Genomic DNA, 17,030 nt, shown 5'->3' on the forward strand with positions numbered 1-17,030 from the left:
AGATCGCAGCCTGCGGCCCCTCCTACAGATCTGCGTACACCCGCTCCCACAAGGTTCCCGCGATATCTGGCTATTTAGAAACTGAACCGCCGCAGAATAACTTCCAGTCCGTTGGACATCGCCTTGAGTTCCTGGGTCGTTCGCACGATCCCGCCTTGGGCTGCAGCGTTCTCTTCGACACTTTGCGCCACTCTTTCCACGTTGCACGCGACCTGTTCGCTGGCTGCGCGCTGCTCCTGCAGGGACAGGGAAATGAAACTGACGGCGGCAAGGGATTCGTCCAGCGCGCTCTTGATCCTGCTCATGGATTGGCCTGCGCTTTCCACCAGTTTCTGGCCATTGGTCACGCGCTCGCAGCCGGCGGCCATGCTTTCCCTGGCTTTGAACATGCCGTTTTGAATGGCATTGACCAAGGTAACGATTTCCGTGGTGGATTGGGCTGTGCGGGCGGCCAGGCCGCGGACTTCATCCGCTACCACGGCAAAGCCACGGCCTTGTTCGCCCGCCCGTGCCGCTTCGATAGCAGCGTTGAGCGCAAGGAGATTGGTCTGTTCGGCGATGCCCCGAATCACGCCGACAATCAGGCTGATGTCGTTCGACTGGATCGCCAATTGATCGATATCGGCGGAGCTTTGCGCAACCAGATTGGCAATTTGCCCCATTTCCTGGATGGACTCGTTCATCACCGCTATGCCGTCACCGGTGATCTCGCCGGCTTTCTGCGCGGTGCTCCGGGCCTGTCGAGCGTTGTCGGCGATGTGGGTGATACTCACGGAAAGTTGTTCTACCGTGGCGGCCATGGACGAGGCTGTCTCGCTTTGCAGCGCGGCGCTGCTCAGTCCCTGTTCGGAAGATGCCGACAATTGCAGGGCGGCACCCTCGATCTGCTCGGAGGCCTGGCTGATCTTGCCAATCATTTCGCGCAGGCTATGGCGCATAGCCTGGACGGAGTACAGAACTCCCGTCGTCTGCTGTTGCTGATCAAGCTGTGTACCGGCCAGTTTTCCTTCGGCGATGTTCGAGCTGATGGCGGCGAGCTCCGCGGGTTCGGCGCCGAGCTGGCGGCCCAACAGTCTGGAGAAAAACAACCCATAGACCGCCCCGGTAATCAACGCCAGGGCCAGAATCAGCAGGCTGAGTTTGAGATTGGAGGAGTAAGCGACCTGGTTGTGCTGGAACTGGTTGTTTGCCTCGACAAGCTGTACCTCGATCAGCTCGGAAAATTTGCCTGACAAGGGATCAATCAGCGGATACAGCTGGTGGGTCGCGAAGTCTGCGATACCGCCGACGTCGTTCTGGCGCAGCATGCCCAGCAATAGTTGCAATGGCCCGTGGGTGGCTTCCATCAGCGGACTGATTTGCGCGATAAGACGGGTTTCTGCCGGGATCAGTTGCGTCGATTTATACGCCTGCCATGTTTGATCGATCTCCCTCTGGGCCTGCTCGATCCGGGCCAGTGATTCAGCGTTGGTGAGGTTGCCATTGCGCGCCTTGTGGGTAGCGTCGACGATGTCCACAGCATACAGGTCGGCGATTTTTTTCAGATCGCGCAGTGGCACGACTCGATCGAGGTAGACAGTCTCCAGACTGTGTACAGCGGATTGCATTCCATAAAGTCCAAGCCCGCCGACACACAATAATCCCAGCAGCAAAGCGCTGGTCAGCAGAAGCAGATGAGTCCTGATTTTCCAGCTTTCCATAGTCCGTAATTCCTGAATCAGATTATCCTGGTGGGCGATCGAGAAGTCAGAGCCTGTTACTGCCTAGCGCAGAAAGGGCATATTGCCATCATGCGCGGTGTCGACAAAAAAAGCCGTTGCATTACCGGCGAGTACTTGCCAATTTGCGACCATCGATAGAGCGAACAGGCGCCTCGGCCGAACGCAGCAGGGGAGGATGTTGGGGGGAAAGACTCAGGGTGGATTCACTCGATTGAAAAGAGTGGGGCTCGTCAGGCGGTTCCACGCAGATCTACAGCCTGACGATTACCTGTGGCGAGGGGGCCCCAAGAGCGAACACATAGGGCGAATCTGCGAATCGCTAAATGACGAAAAAACCATGGGTGCCATCGCGGGCGAGCTGGTCCACCAACCCGTACTCCCAATCCAGATAAGCCTGCATGGCTTCACGGGGATTATCGGTGCCCTCGTAAGGGCGGCGATAGCGGTCGATACGCGGTGACGCCAGATGACTTTCGCCTTCTTCCAGGGGCAGCTGCGCGGCAATCCAGCGGGTCGTTCCGCCTTTGAGCAGGAACACCGGTTTGCCGGTCAGGGCTTCGACCTCGGCGACGGCCAGCCGCGCCAACTGACTGCTGCCGCAGGTCAGTACATAGCGTTGCGCGGCAGGCACATTAGCCAGGGCTTCGCGCAATTGGCCACGCAGCGCCCACCAGGCGCCGGGGATATGGCGTTTGACGTAGTTGGCGCTGCTGGTGAAGTCCAGTACCAGGCTGTCGCCGTGGGTCAGCCATTCGGCCAGGGTCTGGGGGCTGACTTCTTCGGCCTGCGGCGATATAGGCACCGGTGCCTGCCAAGGGCCTGTTTCGTTGAAATTCGCCGGTTGCAGGTCATCCAGCACATGTACTTCCCAGCCCAGTTGCGCGAGCCAGGAGGCTGACATGTTGGCGCGTACGCCATCGTCGTCGACCAGCACCAGCCGGGCACCGCGCACGCTGGCGAAATGGTCGGTTTCCTGCACCAGTTGCCCACCCGGTGTCGAGCGGGCAGTGGGCAGGTGGCCGGCCTCGAATTCTTCCGGGGTGCGGACGTCGAACAGGTAAGTGCTGCGCGACGACTCTTGCTGCCAGCGCAACAGATCAGCCAGCGTTGCGCGCCCCACCAGGGCTTTGTCGGCTACCCGGCGAGCCTCCCGGGCGGCAATTTCGCGATTGCGTTCACTGGTCGGCGCGAATCGACGTGCCTGGCCGTGTTGCAGTTGCTGTCCGGCCAGGGTCCAGCCAATCGTGCCGTTGCGCAGGGCCGAGACCGGATTGTCGATGCCGGCATTGATCAGCGACTGGGTGCCGATGATGCTGCGGGTACGCCCGGCACAATTGACGATGATCCGGGTGGCGGGGTCGGGTGCCAGTTCGCGGACACGCAGCAGCAGTTCGGCGCCCGGAACACTGATGCCGGTGGGAATGCTCATGGTCTGGTACTCGTCGAAACGCCGGGCGTCGAGTACTACCACATCAGCCTCGCTATCGAGCAGCACCTGGACTTCCTCGGCAGACAGCGACGGCGTATGGCGCTGGCTTTCCACCAGTTCGCCGAAGGCTTTGCTCGGTACGTTGACGTCGATGAACAATTCACCTCCGGCCTTGCGCCAACCGTCCAGACCCTCCTCGAGCAGGCTGACATGGGTGTAACCCAGCGCCTGCAAACGTTGTGCGGCGACGCTCGCCAGGCCTTCGCCATTGTCATAGAGGGTGAGGGCGGTATCACGCCGTGGAATGCGCGAATACACCTCGAGCTCGAGCCGGGACAGCGGGATGTTGGCGGCGAACAGCGGATGGGCTTCGGCGAAGGGCGCTTCTTCGCGCACGTCGATCAGCGCCAGTTCTTCATGGGCCAGCAGCGCCTGGCAAATGTCGGCGAAGGAACGCGTCGGTAGGGTGCTCATAGGTCTTGGCTCTCTTTGGACAGATCCCAGATGTTCGGGAGAAAGGCGTTGGAATAACCTGAGATGAACAGTTTCTCGCTGCCATCGGCCTGGTACACCGCGCGGCGCGCGGCACCGATGTTGGCGCCATAGACATGGATGCTGATCGAAACCTGATCGTCGTAGGCGTTGCTGACTTGATGGATATCGCCGATGCGCGGGGAAACCGCTTCGACCCGGCCTGGTTCCAGTCGCACCTTATGACCTTGCGCGACTAACCGGCCGTCAACGCTGCGTTCGAAGCCTTGCGAGTATTCCGCGCCGCGCAGCATGCCAATCAAGCCCCAGATCCGGTGGTCATGGATCGGGGTACTTTGACCCGGACCCCAGACAAAACTGACAACGCTGAAGCGCTGCCGTGAATCGGCATGCAGCAGGTACTGTTGGTAGCGTTGTGGGTCGGGCCGGGCAAAACCATCGGGTAGCCAGTCGTCGTGGCTGACCAACTGGGCGAGCAGCTTGCCGCCACGGTGCAGCAGATCACCCTCGCGCGGGTTGCCGTCGATCAGTTCCGCCAGGGCGCCAATAAATGCTCTGAGTCTCTCCGGGTGTCGGACCTGGGTCATGGCGATTCCATCGTTCGTTTTGAGAAGTGATGCCATGATTTAAGCATAATGTTTTTTCGTAATATGCTATTTTTTAATGATTAGCTTATAGCTGAAAAGCATTTATAACGGCGACTTTCAAGAGATAAGGCTATTAACGCTAAAGCGCGGAGCAAGCCTGGCAGGGCAGACCTGTCCAACTCTGCTCGATGGAACTATGCTTTTCAGACATTTTATTTACTGTTCTCTATGTGCGGGCCAAATGAAAATTGATGATATCGATGCCTTTGTAGAGGTGATTCGTTGCCAGTCGATCAGCCATGCCGCCGAGTCCCTGCAATTGACTCAACCGGCGATCACCCGGCGCGTGCAAAACTTTGAACAGGCGCTGGGCGTGAAGTTGTTCGACCGCAATACCAAACCGCTGAAGCCGACGGTCATCGGCATTCGCGTGTACGAGCAGTGCCGCCTTATCCTGCGGGAAATGGATGCCTTGCGTGAACTGGTCGCCAGTGACTCCGCGCCCACGGGTGTGTTGCGCCTGGGAGTGCCGCAAACCATCGGCGATGTGGTGCTGCTCGACGCGCTGAAGCACCTGCGCAATGAATACCCCGAACTGCGCGCACAGGTCGCGACAGGCTGGGGTAGCCAATTGGTCGGCAAAATCGAACGAGGCGAGCTGGATGCGGCGGCGGCGCTGTTTCCCGCCGGCAAGGTCTTCCCGGACACTATCGTCGGCCACTCCATCGGCAAGATGGAATTGGTCGTGGTCTGCGCCAAGGATCAATTGCCCAAACGCCCTTGCAAACTCGCCGACTGCTACCAGAATGGCTGGATCCTCAACCCTGATGGCTGCGGCTTCCGTGCCGGGCTGCAACGAACCCTGTCGGACCAGGGCCTGGCTATGCGGGTCAATCTGGAAACCTTCGGTACCGAGTTGCAATTGGGTCTGGTCGCCGATGGCCTGGGTCTTGGACTGGTGCCGCGCCCCTTGCTGGAACGCAGTGCTCACCGCGAACAGTTGGCCGTCATGCCACTCAAGGATTTCAAACCGGTGATGGACCTGTGGCTGATCTATCCGCATTTTCTCGGCAATCTGCAAGGACCGGTCGACGCGTTTGGCAAACGGGTGGCGGGCTCGTTGCAGAAGATCAAGGACGCTGCCTGATGGCTGGAACAGGGGATTGCCGGTGCCGAATATAATAAAATAAATTAATAATTAGCTTAGATTAAAATGTGATTTTTGTTATTTTTTTGCTTCGCATAGGCTTGCTGGAGATTTTTAAGGCCATCCAGGGAGTTTTGCCATGAGCGCTTTCAGTCCGTTATCCAGTCCCGCCAAAAACCCTCGCCAGCGTGTCAGTCCGCAAGAATGGGAGGTGCGTGTAAAGCTGGCGGCGGCCTATCGATTGGCCGCGCTGTTTAAATGGACGGATCACGTCTACACGCATTTTTCCGCACGGGTGCCGGGGCCCCATGAGCACTTCCTGATCAATGCATTCGGCCTGCTGTTCGATGAAATCACTGCGTCGAATCTGGTCAAGGTGGACATCGACGGGACCATCGTCGACGACCCCACCGGCATTGGCATCAACCACGCCGGTTATGTGATTCACAGCGCGATCCATGGCGCACGGCCCGATCTGCAGGCCGTGTTGCATACCCATACCCGCGATGGCATTGCCGTGTCGGCCCAGCGCGACGGGCTGCTGCCAATCTCCCAGCACGCCATCGGTTTCTCGGGACGTGTGGCTTATCACGGCTACGAAGGCATCGCCCTGGACCTCGACGAACGCGAACGCCTGGTCGCCGATCTCGGCGACAAAAGTGTGCTGATCCTGCGCAATCATGGCCTGTTGACGGCGGGGATCAGCGTCGAACACGCGTTCCAGCAACTGCATGTACTGGAGCGAGCCTGCACTATTCAGATTGCGGCTCAGGCGGGTGGCAACGCTGAATTGATCTTCCCGCCTGCGGAGGTCGTGGCGAAGGTCGAGAAACAGGCAGAAGTCTTGAAACGTGGCGACGGGCCGGGTGTTGCGCGGCATTGGGACGCGCTGATTCGGCAGCTGGAGAGAACTGATACGGCTTATAAGGAGTAATCCTCTGCGAAGAGCAAGATCAAAAGATCGCAGCCTGCGGCAGCTCCTACCGGATTTTGTGTAGGCCCAAGAATTCCTGGGTGGGCACGCCTTTGTAGGCGCTGCCGCAGGCTGCGATCTTTTGGGAGCTAAGGCTCGCCGTGAGTCAAGCCTCCTTTGCGCAGTAAGTCGAGGACGTCAACAAATGGAACTATGGCCTACGCTTACCCCCAGACGCAGGGGGCTTCCCTGATCGCAACTCATCCGGTGCCCACAGAACACTGCTATCGGGAGACACCTCATGTCCGCCTTGTTCCGTCGATTCAGCCGCTACATTGCAACGGCCATTACCGCAGCCGCCCTCGCAACACCGGTCTTTGCACTGGACACCGTCAAGTTCATGGCCCCTGGCTCGGTTGGTGGCGGTTATGACCAGACCGCGCGGATTATGGGCAAGGCCTTGGTCGAGGCCAAGGTGGCCAAGTCCGTCACCTTCGAGAACAAGGGCGGAGCAGGGGGGACGTTGGGGCTGGCGCAGTTTGCCAATAGCACCAAGGGCGACCCAAATGCCTTGCTCGTGGTCGGCGCAATCATGGTCACTGCGGTAGAGCAGAACAAACCGCAAATTACCTTGAAGAATGTGACACCGATTGCCCGGCTTTTTACCGAATACAACGTGCTTGCCGTACGCAAGGAGTCCCCGTATCAAACCCTGGAAGACGTGCTCAAAGACTTCAAGGCCAACTCGGCGAGTATCAAGTGGGGTGGTGGTTCCAAGGGCTCGATTGATCACATCGGCATCGCCGAGTTGGCCGGCAAGATGGATGTGCCGGTCAACAAGGTGAACTACGTCGCCTACGCGGGCGGCGGCGAAGTCGTTGCGGCGACGTTGGGAGGCCACATCACGGTGATCACGGGTGGCTACGCCGAGCTGGGCCAATACATCAGAAACGGCCAGTTCCGTGTACTGGCCATCGGCGCGCCCGACCGCGTGGAAGGCATCGACGCACCGACCCTCAAAGAGAAAGGCTATGACGTGACGATCGGCAATTGGCGTGGCGTCTATGGCGCCGCGAACCTCACACCCGAGCAGCGCAAAGAAGTCACCGACGCGGTCCTGGCCGCCACCAACAGCAAGGTCTGGCAGGACAACCTCAAAGCCAACGCCTGGTCACCGAGCATTCTGACCGGTGATGAGTACGGTAAATTCGTCGAAGAAGAACACCTGCGGTTGCGGGCGATGCTGGTCAAGGTCGGGTTGCTTTGAGATGGCCCGGCTTCGCAGCATAGTGCCGGCCCAGCTGGCGGTCGGCGCAGGCCTGATTGCCATCAGCTTGATCCTGGCGATCGGCGCTTTCCGGTTTCCCGCCGAGATGGGCTTCGTCATCCTCGGTGCCCATGTCTACCCCTACGCCGTCGCGGCATTTCTCGGTGTTGTAGGGCTGTTGCTGAGCTATCAAGCGCTCACCGGTGGTTTCCGTGAGCTGGCGGACCACAGCGACGAGACGGCCAAAGTGTTGCCTGGCGGCAAGCTCGGTGCGGCCTGGGTGACCGCGGGTCTGGTGGGGGTCGCCTTGCTCATCAACCTTATCGGCTTCGTGTTGGCGGCGGCGCTGTTGTTTGCCTGTTCGGCACGGGGTTTTGGTAGCCGTCGTCCACTGCGGGACCTGGCCATCGGCATTGCCCTGACCCTGCCGATTTACTGGCTGTTCAACGCCGGGCTAGGGGTTTCCCTGCCGCCCCTGGTCAACGCCTGGATCTGACCGGGCCGAAGGAGGTCAACAAGGTGGACATTCTCTCAAGCCTGGCGATGGGTTTTTCCGCGGCGCTGACGCCGATCAACTTGATGTGGGGGTTTATCGGTTGTCTGCTCGGCACCGCGATCGGTGTCTTGCCGGGTATCGGGCCGGCGCTGACGGTGGCGTTGCTGCTGCCGATTACCGCCAAGGTCGATCCCACCGGGGCCCTGATCATGTTTGCCGGGATCTATTACGGCGCTCAGTTTGGCGGCTCCACCACCTCTATCCTGCTTAATACCCCCGGGGAATCGTCCTCCATGGTCACGGCCCTGGAAGGCAATCTCATGGCCCGCAATGGTCGAGCAGGACCGGCCCTGGCAACGGCCGCGATAGGCTCATTTGTCGCCGGCACCATCGCAACGATTTTACTGACTCTGTTCGCCCCACTCGTTGCCACACTGGCGCTCAAATTTGGTCCTGCGGAGTATTTCGCGATTCTGGTGCTGTCTTTCACGACAGTGTCTGCGGTGCTCGGCGCTTCGATGCTGCGCGGCTTCGCCTCGTTGGGGATTGGATTGACCATTGGCCTGATCGGCCTGGACTCGACCTCGGGCATTGCCCGTTACACCTTGGGGGTTCCCGAGTTGGTCGATGGCATCGAGGTGGTGCTGGTGGCGGTCGGATTGTTTGCGGTGGGGGAGGCCTTGTACAGTTTGCTGTATCAAAAAGAAGAAACGGCCAGCCGGCACCGCTTGACCTCGTTGTGGATGACCGGCGCCGACTGGAAACGCTCGATCCCAGCCTGGTTGCGGGGAACGCTGATCGGTTTTCCCTTTGGCTCCATTCCGGCCGGTGGCGCTGAAATTCCGACGTTTCTGTCCTATTCGACCGAACGCAAACTGAGTAAATACCCGCAAGAGTTTGCGGCCAGCAAAGGCGAGGGCGCCATCGAAGGCGTGGCCGGCCCCGAAGCCGCCAACAACGCGAGCGCAACCGGTTCTTTGGTGCCGCTGCTGACCCTGGGCATCCCGACCTCCGCCACCGCGGCGATTCTGTTGGCGGCTTTCCAGAACTACAACCTGCAGCCGGGTCCGTTGCTGTTCCAGACCTCGGGAGAGCTGGTCTGGACCCTGGTCGCCTCGCTGTACATCGGCAACGTCATCCTGCTGGTACTGAATCTGCCGTTGGTGGGCCTCTGGGTCAAGCTGTTGCAGATCCCCCGGCCGTACCTGAATGCCGGCATTCTGGTGTTTGCCACCATTGGCGTGTACGGCATGCGCCATTCCTCCTTCGACCTGCTGCTGATGCTGGCGATCGGTTGGGGCGGGGTGTTGATGCGGCGCTTCGACTTTCCCGTCGCCCCGGTGATCGTCGGCATGCTGCTGGGCCCGATGGCCGAAAAGCAGCTGCGCAACGCCTTGTCCATCAGCCAGGGCGACTGGTTGGTGTTTGTAACGCAACCGATTGCGGCCTCGGTCCTGGCGCTGACGCTGCTGGTGCTGGTGGTCCCGTACCTGCTTCACGCACGCGGCATCAAATTGCACGAGGACGATTGAGCCGGGCTGCCGCGATGCCAGTCAGTTAGATGAACATCGCACCTGTGGCGAGCGAGCTTGCTCGCGCCGGGACGCGCAGCGGCCCCGAACTCTGCAAGCCGGCATCATTTAGCATGTCTCCTATACTGATTCGCGCCGACAGGCTTAACGCAATACTCGAACGCCGTCGGAACAGCTGTCATCGTGCTGACCGTTTCCCTCCCAGTCCCAGCAAGGAGATCGAACATGGCAATCCGCATAGGCGACGAAGCACCGGATTTCACCGCAGAAAGCACCGAAGGCCCGCTGCACTTTCACGAGTGGATGGGTGACAAATGGGCCATCCTGTTCTCGCATCCGAAAGATTTCACCCCTGTCTGTACCACCGAACTCGGTTATATGGCCGGACTCAAGCCGGAGTTCGACAAACGCAACACCAAGATAGTCGGGCTCAGCATCGACCCGGTCAGCGACCACCAGGCCTGGATGGGCGACATCAAGGAGACCCAGGGCCATGCGGTCAACTATCCGATGATCGGCGACGAGAATCTGGTGGTGGCGAAGCTCTACGACATGATTCACCCGAATGCCGGTGGCGGCCCACGCACCGCGGTGGATAACGCTACGGTTCGCTCGGTGTTCATCGTCGGCCCGGACAAGAAGGTCAAGGCGATGTTGATCTACCCCATGAGCGCCGGGCGCAACTTCGACGAAGTGTTGCGCCTGCTCGATTCGCTGCAATTGAACGCGAAACACACGGTCGCCACCCCGGTGAACTGGCGGCCAGGCGAGGATGTCATCATTCCCACTTCGGTGTCCGACGAAGAGGCCAGGAAGAAATACCCCCAAGGCTTCAAGACGTTGAAACCCTACCTGCGCACTGTGGCGCAGCCCAAGTAACATCCGCCTGTAAAGGGCCCAGTCACAATCGGAGAAAGGATTGTTGATTGGGCTCACCCACCTGACTGCCGGCGCCGCGCCGATGGTTATCTTGAAGCATTTCCTCTAGATCGCTTTCAGCCAGGATCGGCCACAGTTGTCCATCTGACAATTTAGCGAGCTTCACTTGCATAGACATGGGCAGGAGGACGATACCGAGGTCCTGTTTGACCGCGCTTATGTTGGTTTGCCCACTGTATGTTCTGGCAAGCCCGGTCGAGCTGGGAGGCGGAGCAGATTTTGCTGGCGACGTTGAACCTCGCCGAGGCTCGTGACAAGTGCATCAATGATCACCACGACTTGCATCGCGATGGGCGTCCTCACTTTATGACATGAGCAGATCGCTCAAGTGACAGGTGTTGCTATTTCGAACCAGCAGGACGGGGCGGCCAGTGCTATTCGCTGATTTCGCCAAGGTCTGGCTCGTGGGTGGCTCGACGAGGCAGGTTTAGCCGACAAATTGACGCGGTCGTTACTGCTGTACTTGGTTAGCACACCATTCGTCGATTAATTGACGATTTTGATCTTGAACAGACTGTGGTCGCAGGCGCCCGCGACGAGCCTAAGACCTTGATTTGCGAGGAATGGGAGCCCCCTTGGGAACATCGGCCGGGTTACCCGCATGAGGCTTGGGTCGACAACTGGCGAATAGGCAGGCTGGCAGCGCGCCAGGCTGGCCTAGACTCACTTGAGCGGCTCGAGGGAGCACATCATCATGCGTAATATATTGATTACTATTCCTATTTCTGTTGTCTCGATGGCTTTGCCCGGCTTTTGGCAACGTCCGCAACCCCTGCCGGTGCCGCTGGTGGAAGTGGCCTCAGGCCGGTGGAAATCCTGGTTGCCAATACCCGGGCGAGCACCGTCAAGGCCTGTCGGAGCTCGCATTTGTCCTTCAACCGCAGTGACCAGGTGAGCGAGCAGCTGATTCAGGAAGGCCCGCTGGTGGAGGCCATAGTTCATTTTTCAAGGGGGGGCAGAAGGTAATGTCGGACCACAGAAAACCGATACGCGTGATGCTGATCGATTGTCGTCCCCTTGTCCTCATGGGCCTTCACGACTTGATCAATGCCAGGAAGCCCCGGATGGAAGTGAGCGGCCAGGCCACCACCTATACCAATGCGCTGGATCTTGCCGATCAGTTGCGTCCCGATGTCATTTTTTTCAGTTTCTTTCCGGATGTGCTGAACCCGCTGGAGGTCGTCGCGGAACTCACCCGCAGCGCCGAAATGAAAGTGCTGGTGCTCAAGGGCCTGTACGAAGCTGTCCCCGTTGCCCAGGCGATAGAGGCGGGCGCTCGCGGCATCGTGCTGGCGGAAGACTCGACGGAATCGATCGTCCGGGCCATCATCAATGTCCACCATCGCGACATCGGACTGGATAGAGCCTGGGCCGGTGGGCTTTCCGGCTATGCCGCGACCGAACATATACCCTTGAAATGCAATCTGGAACAGGCGAAACAGGCGCGGCTGACGCTGCGCGAGAGGGAACTGATTCGCGCCATCGTGAGGGATCCGTCCGCCAAATACATAAGCATCGCCGGGCGCCTGGGCATCAGCGAGCACACCGTGCATAACCACCTCAGCAACATCTATCAAAAGCTTGATCTCATCAACCGCATCGACTTGCTGATGTATGCGCAGAAGCACGGGCTCACCAACAACGAAGAGCCACCCGCCTGGGTGGAATTGAGGTGAATTTCACCTCAAAACAAGACGATCTGACACGCCTTTGGGGCGCTTTGACAGTCACCGCGGATCTCATATAGAGCAATGCGAGGGTGGTTTCTACCCCACCCTCGCATCCTTTCACGCTCGATGCCTCAGACGCCGCCAAAAACAATGTCGCTAGCCAGAACATCGACCCCGACCAAGGTGATAGTCGTTGTTTGTCCGCCATCCTCGGCAATCGTCACGATGCTGTCTGCGCCGGAGGTGTCGATCGATTGGACAACGGCGTTCTGGTCGCCGTTGAGCACCAGCGTGTCTCGCAGGCTTGGGGCCGCATCGAAGCCGGTGACCTGGTACAGGTTCTCGGAGAATGACAAATCGATGTTGAAGGCATCACGCTCACCGCCCGTGCCAACCAGCGTGTAGTCGAAGAGTGCGTCGGGCGGGTTGGTGGCGAACAGGTTGGCGTCAAACGTACTCGTCGCCGAGTCCCCATCCTTGTCCGTCAGCGTCGCGCTGAACGTCAGCTGGACATCGCTGGCCAGGTTCTCGGTCTCCTGAATGAATTCGATCACCGGGACCTTGATCACGCCCAGGCCCATCGTGAGCTGAACCGCATCAATGAGCTTCGAGTCCGTTCTCTCGATGACGAAGGACGTCTGTCCTCCATCCTCCGAAGTCAGATCAGCGGCAAGAACCTTCGTCGGCGGACCCGAAATCGTGCCGTCCTCGTAGAAGATCGTGTAGTACAGCTCTTCCGTTGCCGGGTCGTACCCCTGCACCGAGTTGTCGATGAAAATTTTCATGCCCGTCAACAAGGTCTCGGGATTGATGACGAAACTCTCGTCACCGGCATTGATGCCTGCCGTTCCGTTTCCATCCAGGTTGTTGTTGGTAATGCCGATCCCGGATGTGCTGACGTTCATGTTCGCGGTGCCGATGAATGCAAACCCGCCGGCTTCTATCTGCGCTTCGGTGAGGTCGGGCGCTCCCGGCGCGATGGCGGAAAATATATCGGCTGAGGTAGCGGTCGCGTTAACACCAAAAAAGACAATCTCCTCAGATGGCGAAGGAATAGTCGGCGGATTCTGCGCCGGAATTAACAATGTGCGCACGGGATCCGGGCCGCCGGCACCGAGCGAGCCATCCTCAGTGCTCTGGACGATCGTCGAACTGATGCCTTGCACCAGATCCAGTGCATAGCTGCCATTGGCGAAGGCGGTCAGCGTGTAGTCGACGCTGGTATCCGCTGTGTCGGTGTTGTTGTCGAAATCGCCGGTCAAAGTCCCTGCGAATTGGTACGCGCCATTGGCGTCCGGTGAGGGCGTCTGCTCGGTGAGCGTGCCGGTCCCGGTCGTGGTCGTGTTGTCTGGCCTGACGAGGGTGAACTGGCCATTCACCAACGAGATATCCAGACCGGTCGCACCCAGCCCGTCGGCTCCGGCCGAATTGTTCCAGAACCCGTATTGCGCAAGGATGCTACCGGTCCCGATCAGGTTGCCGAACGCGAGTGTTGGGCCGTCGTCCTTGAACACCAGGTTCTGCCCGATGTTGAGCGTCGCCTGGGTGCTGTCGCCGTCCCCATCGGTCTTGGTCGCCGTCAGCGTCACCAGATTGTCCGAGGTCAGAGTCTTCGAATCATCGGGATTGGTCGTGACGGGATGCACCACGGCGCGGATCTGGTCGAGCGTGACGTCACCATTGGCGGCCACGCTGACGGTGAACACCAGCGCATTGCTCGTCGCTGTGCGGCCTTCCACCACGGTGCCGTTGAGCGACAGGTTCACCGCCTGGCCGGTGGCCGTGTCGGTCAGCCCGGAGGCACCCGCCACCACGCCCAGCGCATAGGTCAGGGTGCCCGCGCCATCAGCGCCAAACGCCGAGCTGAAGTTGGCGGCAAAGCTCTGGGTGGCGTTGGTCGCCAGTACCGTTTCGTCCACCGTCAGCGTCGGCTCCACGCCGGTGGTGCTGATGCTCGGCCCGTCGTCCTTGAACACCAGGTTCTGCCCGATGTTGAGGGTCGCCTGGACGCTGTCGCCGTCCCCATCGGTCTTGGTCGCCGTCAGCGTCACCAGATTGTCCGCCGACAGAGTCTTCGAATCATCGGGATTGGTGGTGTCGGGATGCACCACGGCGCGGATCTGGTCGAGCGTGACGTCGCCATTGGCGGCCACGCTGACGGTGAACACCAGCGCATTGCTCGTCGCTGTGCGGCCTTCCACCACGGTGCCGTTGAGCGACAGGTTCACCGCCTCGCCGGTGGCCGTGTCGGTCAGCCCGGAGGCACCCGCCACCACGCCCAGCGCATAGGTCAGGGTGCCCGCGCCATCAGCGCCAAACGCCGAGCTGAAGTTGGCGGCAAAGCTCTGGGTGGCGTTGGTCGCCAGCACCGTCTCGTCCACCGTCAGCGTCGGCTCCGCGCCGGTGGTGCTGATGCTCGGCCCGTCGTCCTTGAACACCAGGTTCTGCCCGATGTTGAGGGTCGCCTGGACGCTGTCGCCGTCCCCATCGGTCTTGGTCGCCGTCAGCGTCACCAGATTGTCCGAGGTCAGAGTCTTCGAATCATCGGGATTGGTGGTGTCGGGATGCACCACGGCGCGGATCTGGTCGAGCGTGACGTCACCATTGGCGGCCACGCTGACGGTGAACACCAGCGCGTTGCTCGTCGCCGTGCGGCCTTCCACCACGGCGCCGTTGAGCGACAGGTTCACCGCCTCGCCGGTGGCCGTGTCGGTCAGCCCGGAGGCACCCGCCACCACGCCCAGCGCATAGGTCAGGGTGCCCGCGCCATCAGCGCCAAACGCCGAGCTGAAGTTGGCGGCAAAGCTCTGGGTGGCGTTGGTCGCCAGCACCGTTTCGTCCACCGTCAGCGTCGGCTCCGCGCCGGTGGTGCTGATGCTCGGCCCGTCATCTTCGAAGATCATCTTGGAGCCGATTTCGGCTTTCGCAATAGAGGCTTGGAGCAGCTTGAAGCCACCGATATCAAAATCGGCGTGGTCATTGCCCTTGGCGTCGAGGGCCGCCCCGTTCTCGATGAGCACGCGGTTGTGATCCGACGTTGTGGTGTATTCAACCCTGTAGCCGGCTTTAACGCCGGTGATTGTTGCAACCCCAGCGGCAAAGCTGATGCCAATGGTCGGATCATTCACCGATCCGTCTGAATTCTCGATCACCAGCCCGGTGCTAATGTTGATGACGCGAACATTGGTGAGGGCAACCGACGTATCACCCACATATCCGTTGATGAAATTCACGCCAGGTTCAGCAGCGGTGCTGAATGCGCTGATTTTTACCACAGCACTCTTGCCGCTTTGCAACTGCACGACGTCGAAAGTGGCCGACTTCGCATTGAAGACGTCGGTAAAGTCGATGTTGGATTCAATATCTGCTTCGGTCTGATCCAGGTTGGGAATGGTCACATTCTGCCTGGCACCCGTGACGAACGAAAAGCGGATGCCTTCCTGTTCCGTAATCATCTGATTGTTGGTGCCGAAGGTGGTCGGGCCACCTGCCTGGCTGGTATTGATCGTGTCGCCAGTGCTTATATTGGCGCCAGTTGACTGGTCTGCGGGGTTCTTCCCGGTGGCGATGATCGTGGGATCCGTGATCCGCACAACACCATTGACCGTTTCAGTTGTCGGGTTCGCCGTCGTGAACATCAGGAAGAGGTTCTGACCGGAGGGCGCATTGGCCAGACTGAATACCAGATCCTGACTGGCTCCGATGAAAACCTTATTCAGCAGATTGACAGCATCGTCGGGATTGCTGGTGTCCGGATGCTTGAGCGGTTGGTACTCCACGGTCCAGATCTTGCCGCCCGTGACCGGCGATCCGGTTTCTTCAATATAGGCAGCGAACACGATCGCGCCGGTTGGACTCCCGGCTCGGCCCAGAACGATGTTGTTGTTCGTATCGGTATAGAGAAGGATGCTGGTGCCATCGAGGGTATCCAGTCCGCTGTCCAGGCCATTGAGCGGTGCGCCAGCGCTGTCGACGAAGCTGATATCGGTAATGCTTGCGCCGGGGTCAGCGGTGAGGGTGAACGCATTGCTGCCCGTGTTGCCCGCGGCACCGGTATAGCCACTCAAGGCCGCACCCGTGGCGGTACCTGCGCCAAGTGCGGTCAAACGGGTAGAGAAGGTCGAGGGCAGGGACGCCACCAGAATGTCGTTGTCGTCAGCGTCTCCCGCAGGGCTTGGAGTGGCGGTGGTGTTCTGCAACCCGGCCGTTTCGTCCAGCGTAACGTTCACGCCGGTCGCCACGACGCTCAGAACGCTGTCCGTAAACGACATTGTCGCCACTGAGTCGTCACTGGTGCCGAACACACGATCGACACCCGCAGAGGCCGCGGTGAGCAGAAACGTCGCGCCTGCCGAATCGTCGGGATTCACGTACCACGAGGTCGTGACGCTGCCGTTGACTTGGCCGTCGAGATCGCCGGCGCCGCCGTCGGTCACGTACCAGGGCTCATGTCCCGCGCCGGTGTTGGTATCGAGCACGTCGTCGGGCGTGCCCCACACGTTATCCGCGCCGGCGCCGATGGCGTGCTCCACTTCGAGCTTCACTGTGCTGCCGGCGGCGAAGCCGCTGGCGGTGATGATGGCGGTGCTGCCGGGTGCGTAGTCTCTCAGGTCGGTGGTGACGGTCGGAGTGTATAGGGGGGCCGGATCGCTCCGATCGGCACCGGTGTTACCGGTCAGGTCGCTCGTTAGCGATGAGTTTTTCTTGGAATTAGCCATGACTTCCTCCTGAGCAATTCTAGTCTCTGGTCATCGAGGCCTGACCGTGGACCTTTTTCTGCTGTAGACCAGTAACTATGAATAAGCGCCGGGGATTGCGCATCGGCCGATACTCCCAG

11 protein-coding genes and 1 pseudogene are annotated in these 17,030 nt (G+C 59.8%); 8 read left to right on the forward strand and 4 right to left on the reverse strand.

The window, feature by feature from the left end:
* Positions 1 to 74: 74 nt before the first annotated feature.
* The 3 genes from AC3IUA_RS13460 to AC3IUA_RS13470 all read right to left on the reverse strand — a co-directional run bounded on the left by AC3IUA_RS13460 (position 75) and on the right by AC3IUA_RS13470 (position 4,229).
* On the reverse strand, positions 75 to 1,700 hold the full coding sequence (locus tag AC3IUA_RS13460) for a methyl-accepting chemotaxis protein (protein WP_489361586.1): 1,626 nt from the start codon (positions 1,698 to 1,700) through the stop codon (positions 75 to 77).
* A 340-nt stretch (positions 1,701 to 2,040) separates the two neighbouring features.
* On the reverse strand, positions 2,041 to 3,624 hold the full coding sequence (locus AC3IUA_RS13465) for a rhodanese homology domain-containing protein (protein ID WP_489361588.1): 1,584 nt from the start codon (positions 3,622 to 3,624) through the stop codon (positions 2,041 to 2,043).
* Complete coding sequence (locus AC3IUA_RS13470; RefSeq protein ID WP_489361589.1) at positions 3,621 to 4,229, reverse strand: cysteine dioxygenase family protein; 609 nt, start codon at positions 4,227 to 4,229, stop codon at positions 3,621 to 3,623. Before AC3IUA_RS13470 ends, AC3IUA_RS13465 begins: the two co-directional genes overlap by 4 nt.
* A gap of 241 nt (positions 4,230 to 4,470) precedes the next feature.
* Between AC3IUA_RS13470 and AC3IUA_RS13475 the strand changes: the two genes are divergently transcribed.
* From AC3IUA_RS13475 to AC3IUA_RS13510, 8 genes and pseudogenes are all read left to right on the forward strand, one after another.
* A complete protein-coding gene (locus AC3IUA_RS13475; RefSeq protein ID WP_489361591.1) occupies positions 4,471 to 5,376 on the forward strand; it encodes a LysR family transcriptional regulator in 906 nt (301 codons plus the stop codon).
* Positions 5,377 to 5,515: 139 nt separating this feature from the next.
* Entirely contained in the window at positions 5,516 to 6,310 is a 795-nt protein-coding gene (locus AC3IUA_RS13480; RefSeq protein WP_489361593.1) for a class II aldolase/adducin family protein, read from the forward strand.
* 280 nt (positions 6,311 to 6,590) lie between these two features.
* Positions 6,591 to 7,556: a tripartite tricarboxylate transporter substrate binding protein gene (locus AC3IUA_RS13485; protein ID WP_489361595.1), complete on the forward strand. Its 966-nt coding sequence runs from the start codon at positions 6,591 to 6,593 to the stop codon at positions 7,554 to 7,556.
* 1 nt (position 7,557) lies between these two features.
* Positions 7,558 to 8,052: a tripartite tricarboxylate transporter TctB family protein gene (locus AC3IUA_RS13490; protein WP_489361596.1), complete on the forward strand. Its 495-nt coding sequence runs from the start codon at positions 7,558 to 7,560 to the stop codon at positions 8,050 to 8,052.
* A 23-nt stretch (positions 8,053 to 8,075) separates the two neighbouring features.
* Complete coding sequence (locus tag AC3IUA_RS13495) at positions 8,076 to 9,584, forward strand: tripartite tricarboxylate transporter permease (protein ID WP_489361598.1); 1,509 nt, start codon at positions 8,076 to 8,078, stop codon at positions 9,582 to 9,584.
* Positions 9,585 to 9,809: 225 nt separating this feature from the next.
* On the forward strand, positions 9,810 to 10,463 hold the full coding sequence (locus AC3IUA_RS13500) for a peroxiredoxin (protein ID WP_489361600.1): 654 nt from the start codon (positions 9,810 to 9,812) through the stop codon (positions 10,461 to 10,463).
* 236 nt (positions 10,464 to 10,699) lie between these two features.
* Positions 10,700 to 10,838: pseudogene (locus AC3IUA_RS13505) on the forward strand (carbon-nitrogen hydrolase); the annotation flags it as partial.
* Between the two features lie 650 nt (positions 10,839 to 11,488).
* On the forward strand, positions 11,489 to 12,199 hold the full coding sequence (locus AC3IUA_RS13510; protein WP_489361602.1) for a response regulator transcription factor: 711 nt from the start codon (positions 11,489 to 11,491) through the stop codon (positions 12,197 to 12,199).
* Between the two features lie 125 nt (positions 12,200 to 12,324).
* On the opposite strand, the gene AC3IUA_RS13515 is transcribed toward AC3IUA_RS13510, so the two are convergent.
* The gene (locus AC3IUA_RS13515) at positions 12,325 to 16,464 is read right to left on the reverse strand and encodes a DUF5801 repeats-in-toxin domain-containing protein (protein WP_489362339.1); all 4,140 of its coding nucleotides are present in this window, start codon (positions 16,462 to 16,464) and stop codon (positions 12,325 to 12,327) included.
* Positions 16,465 to 17,030: the final 566 nt, after the last annotated feature.

Source organism: Pseudomonas sp. KH_050 (genome assembly GCF_057838875.1).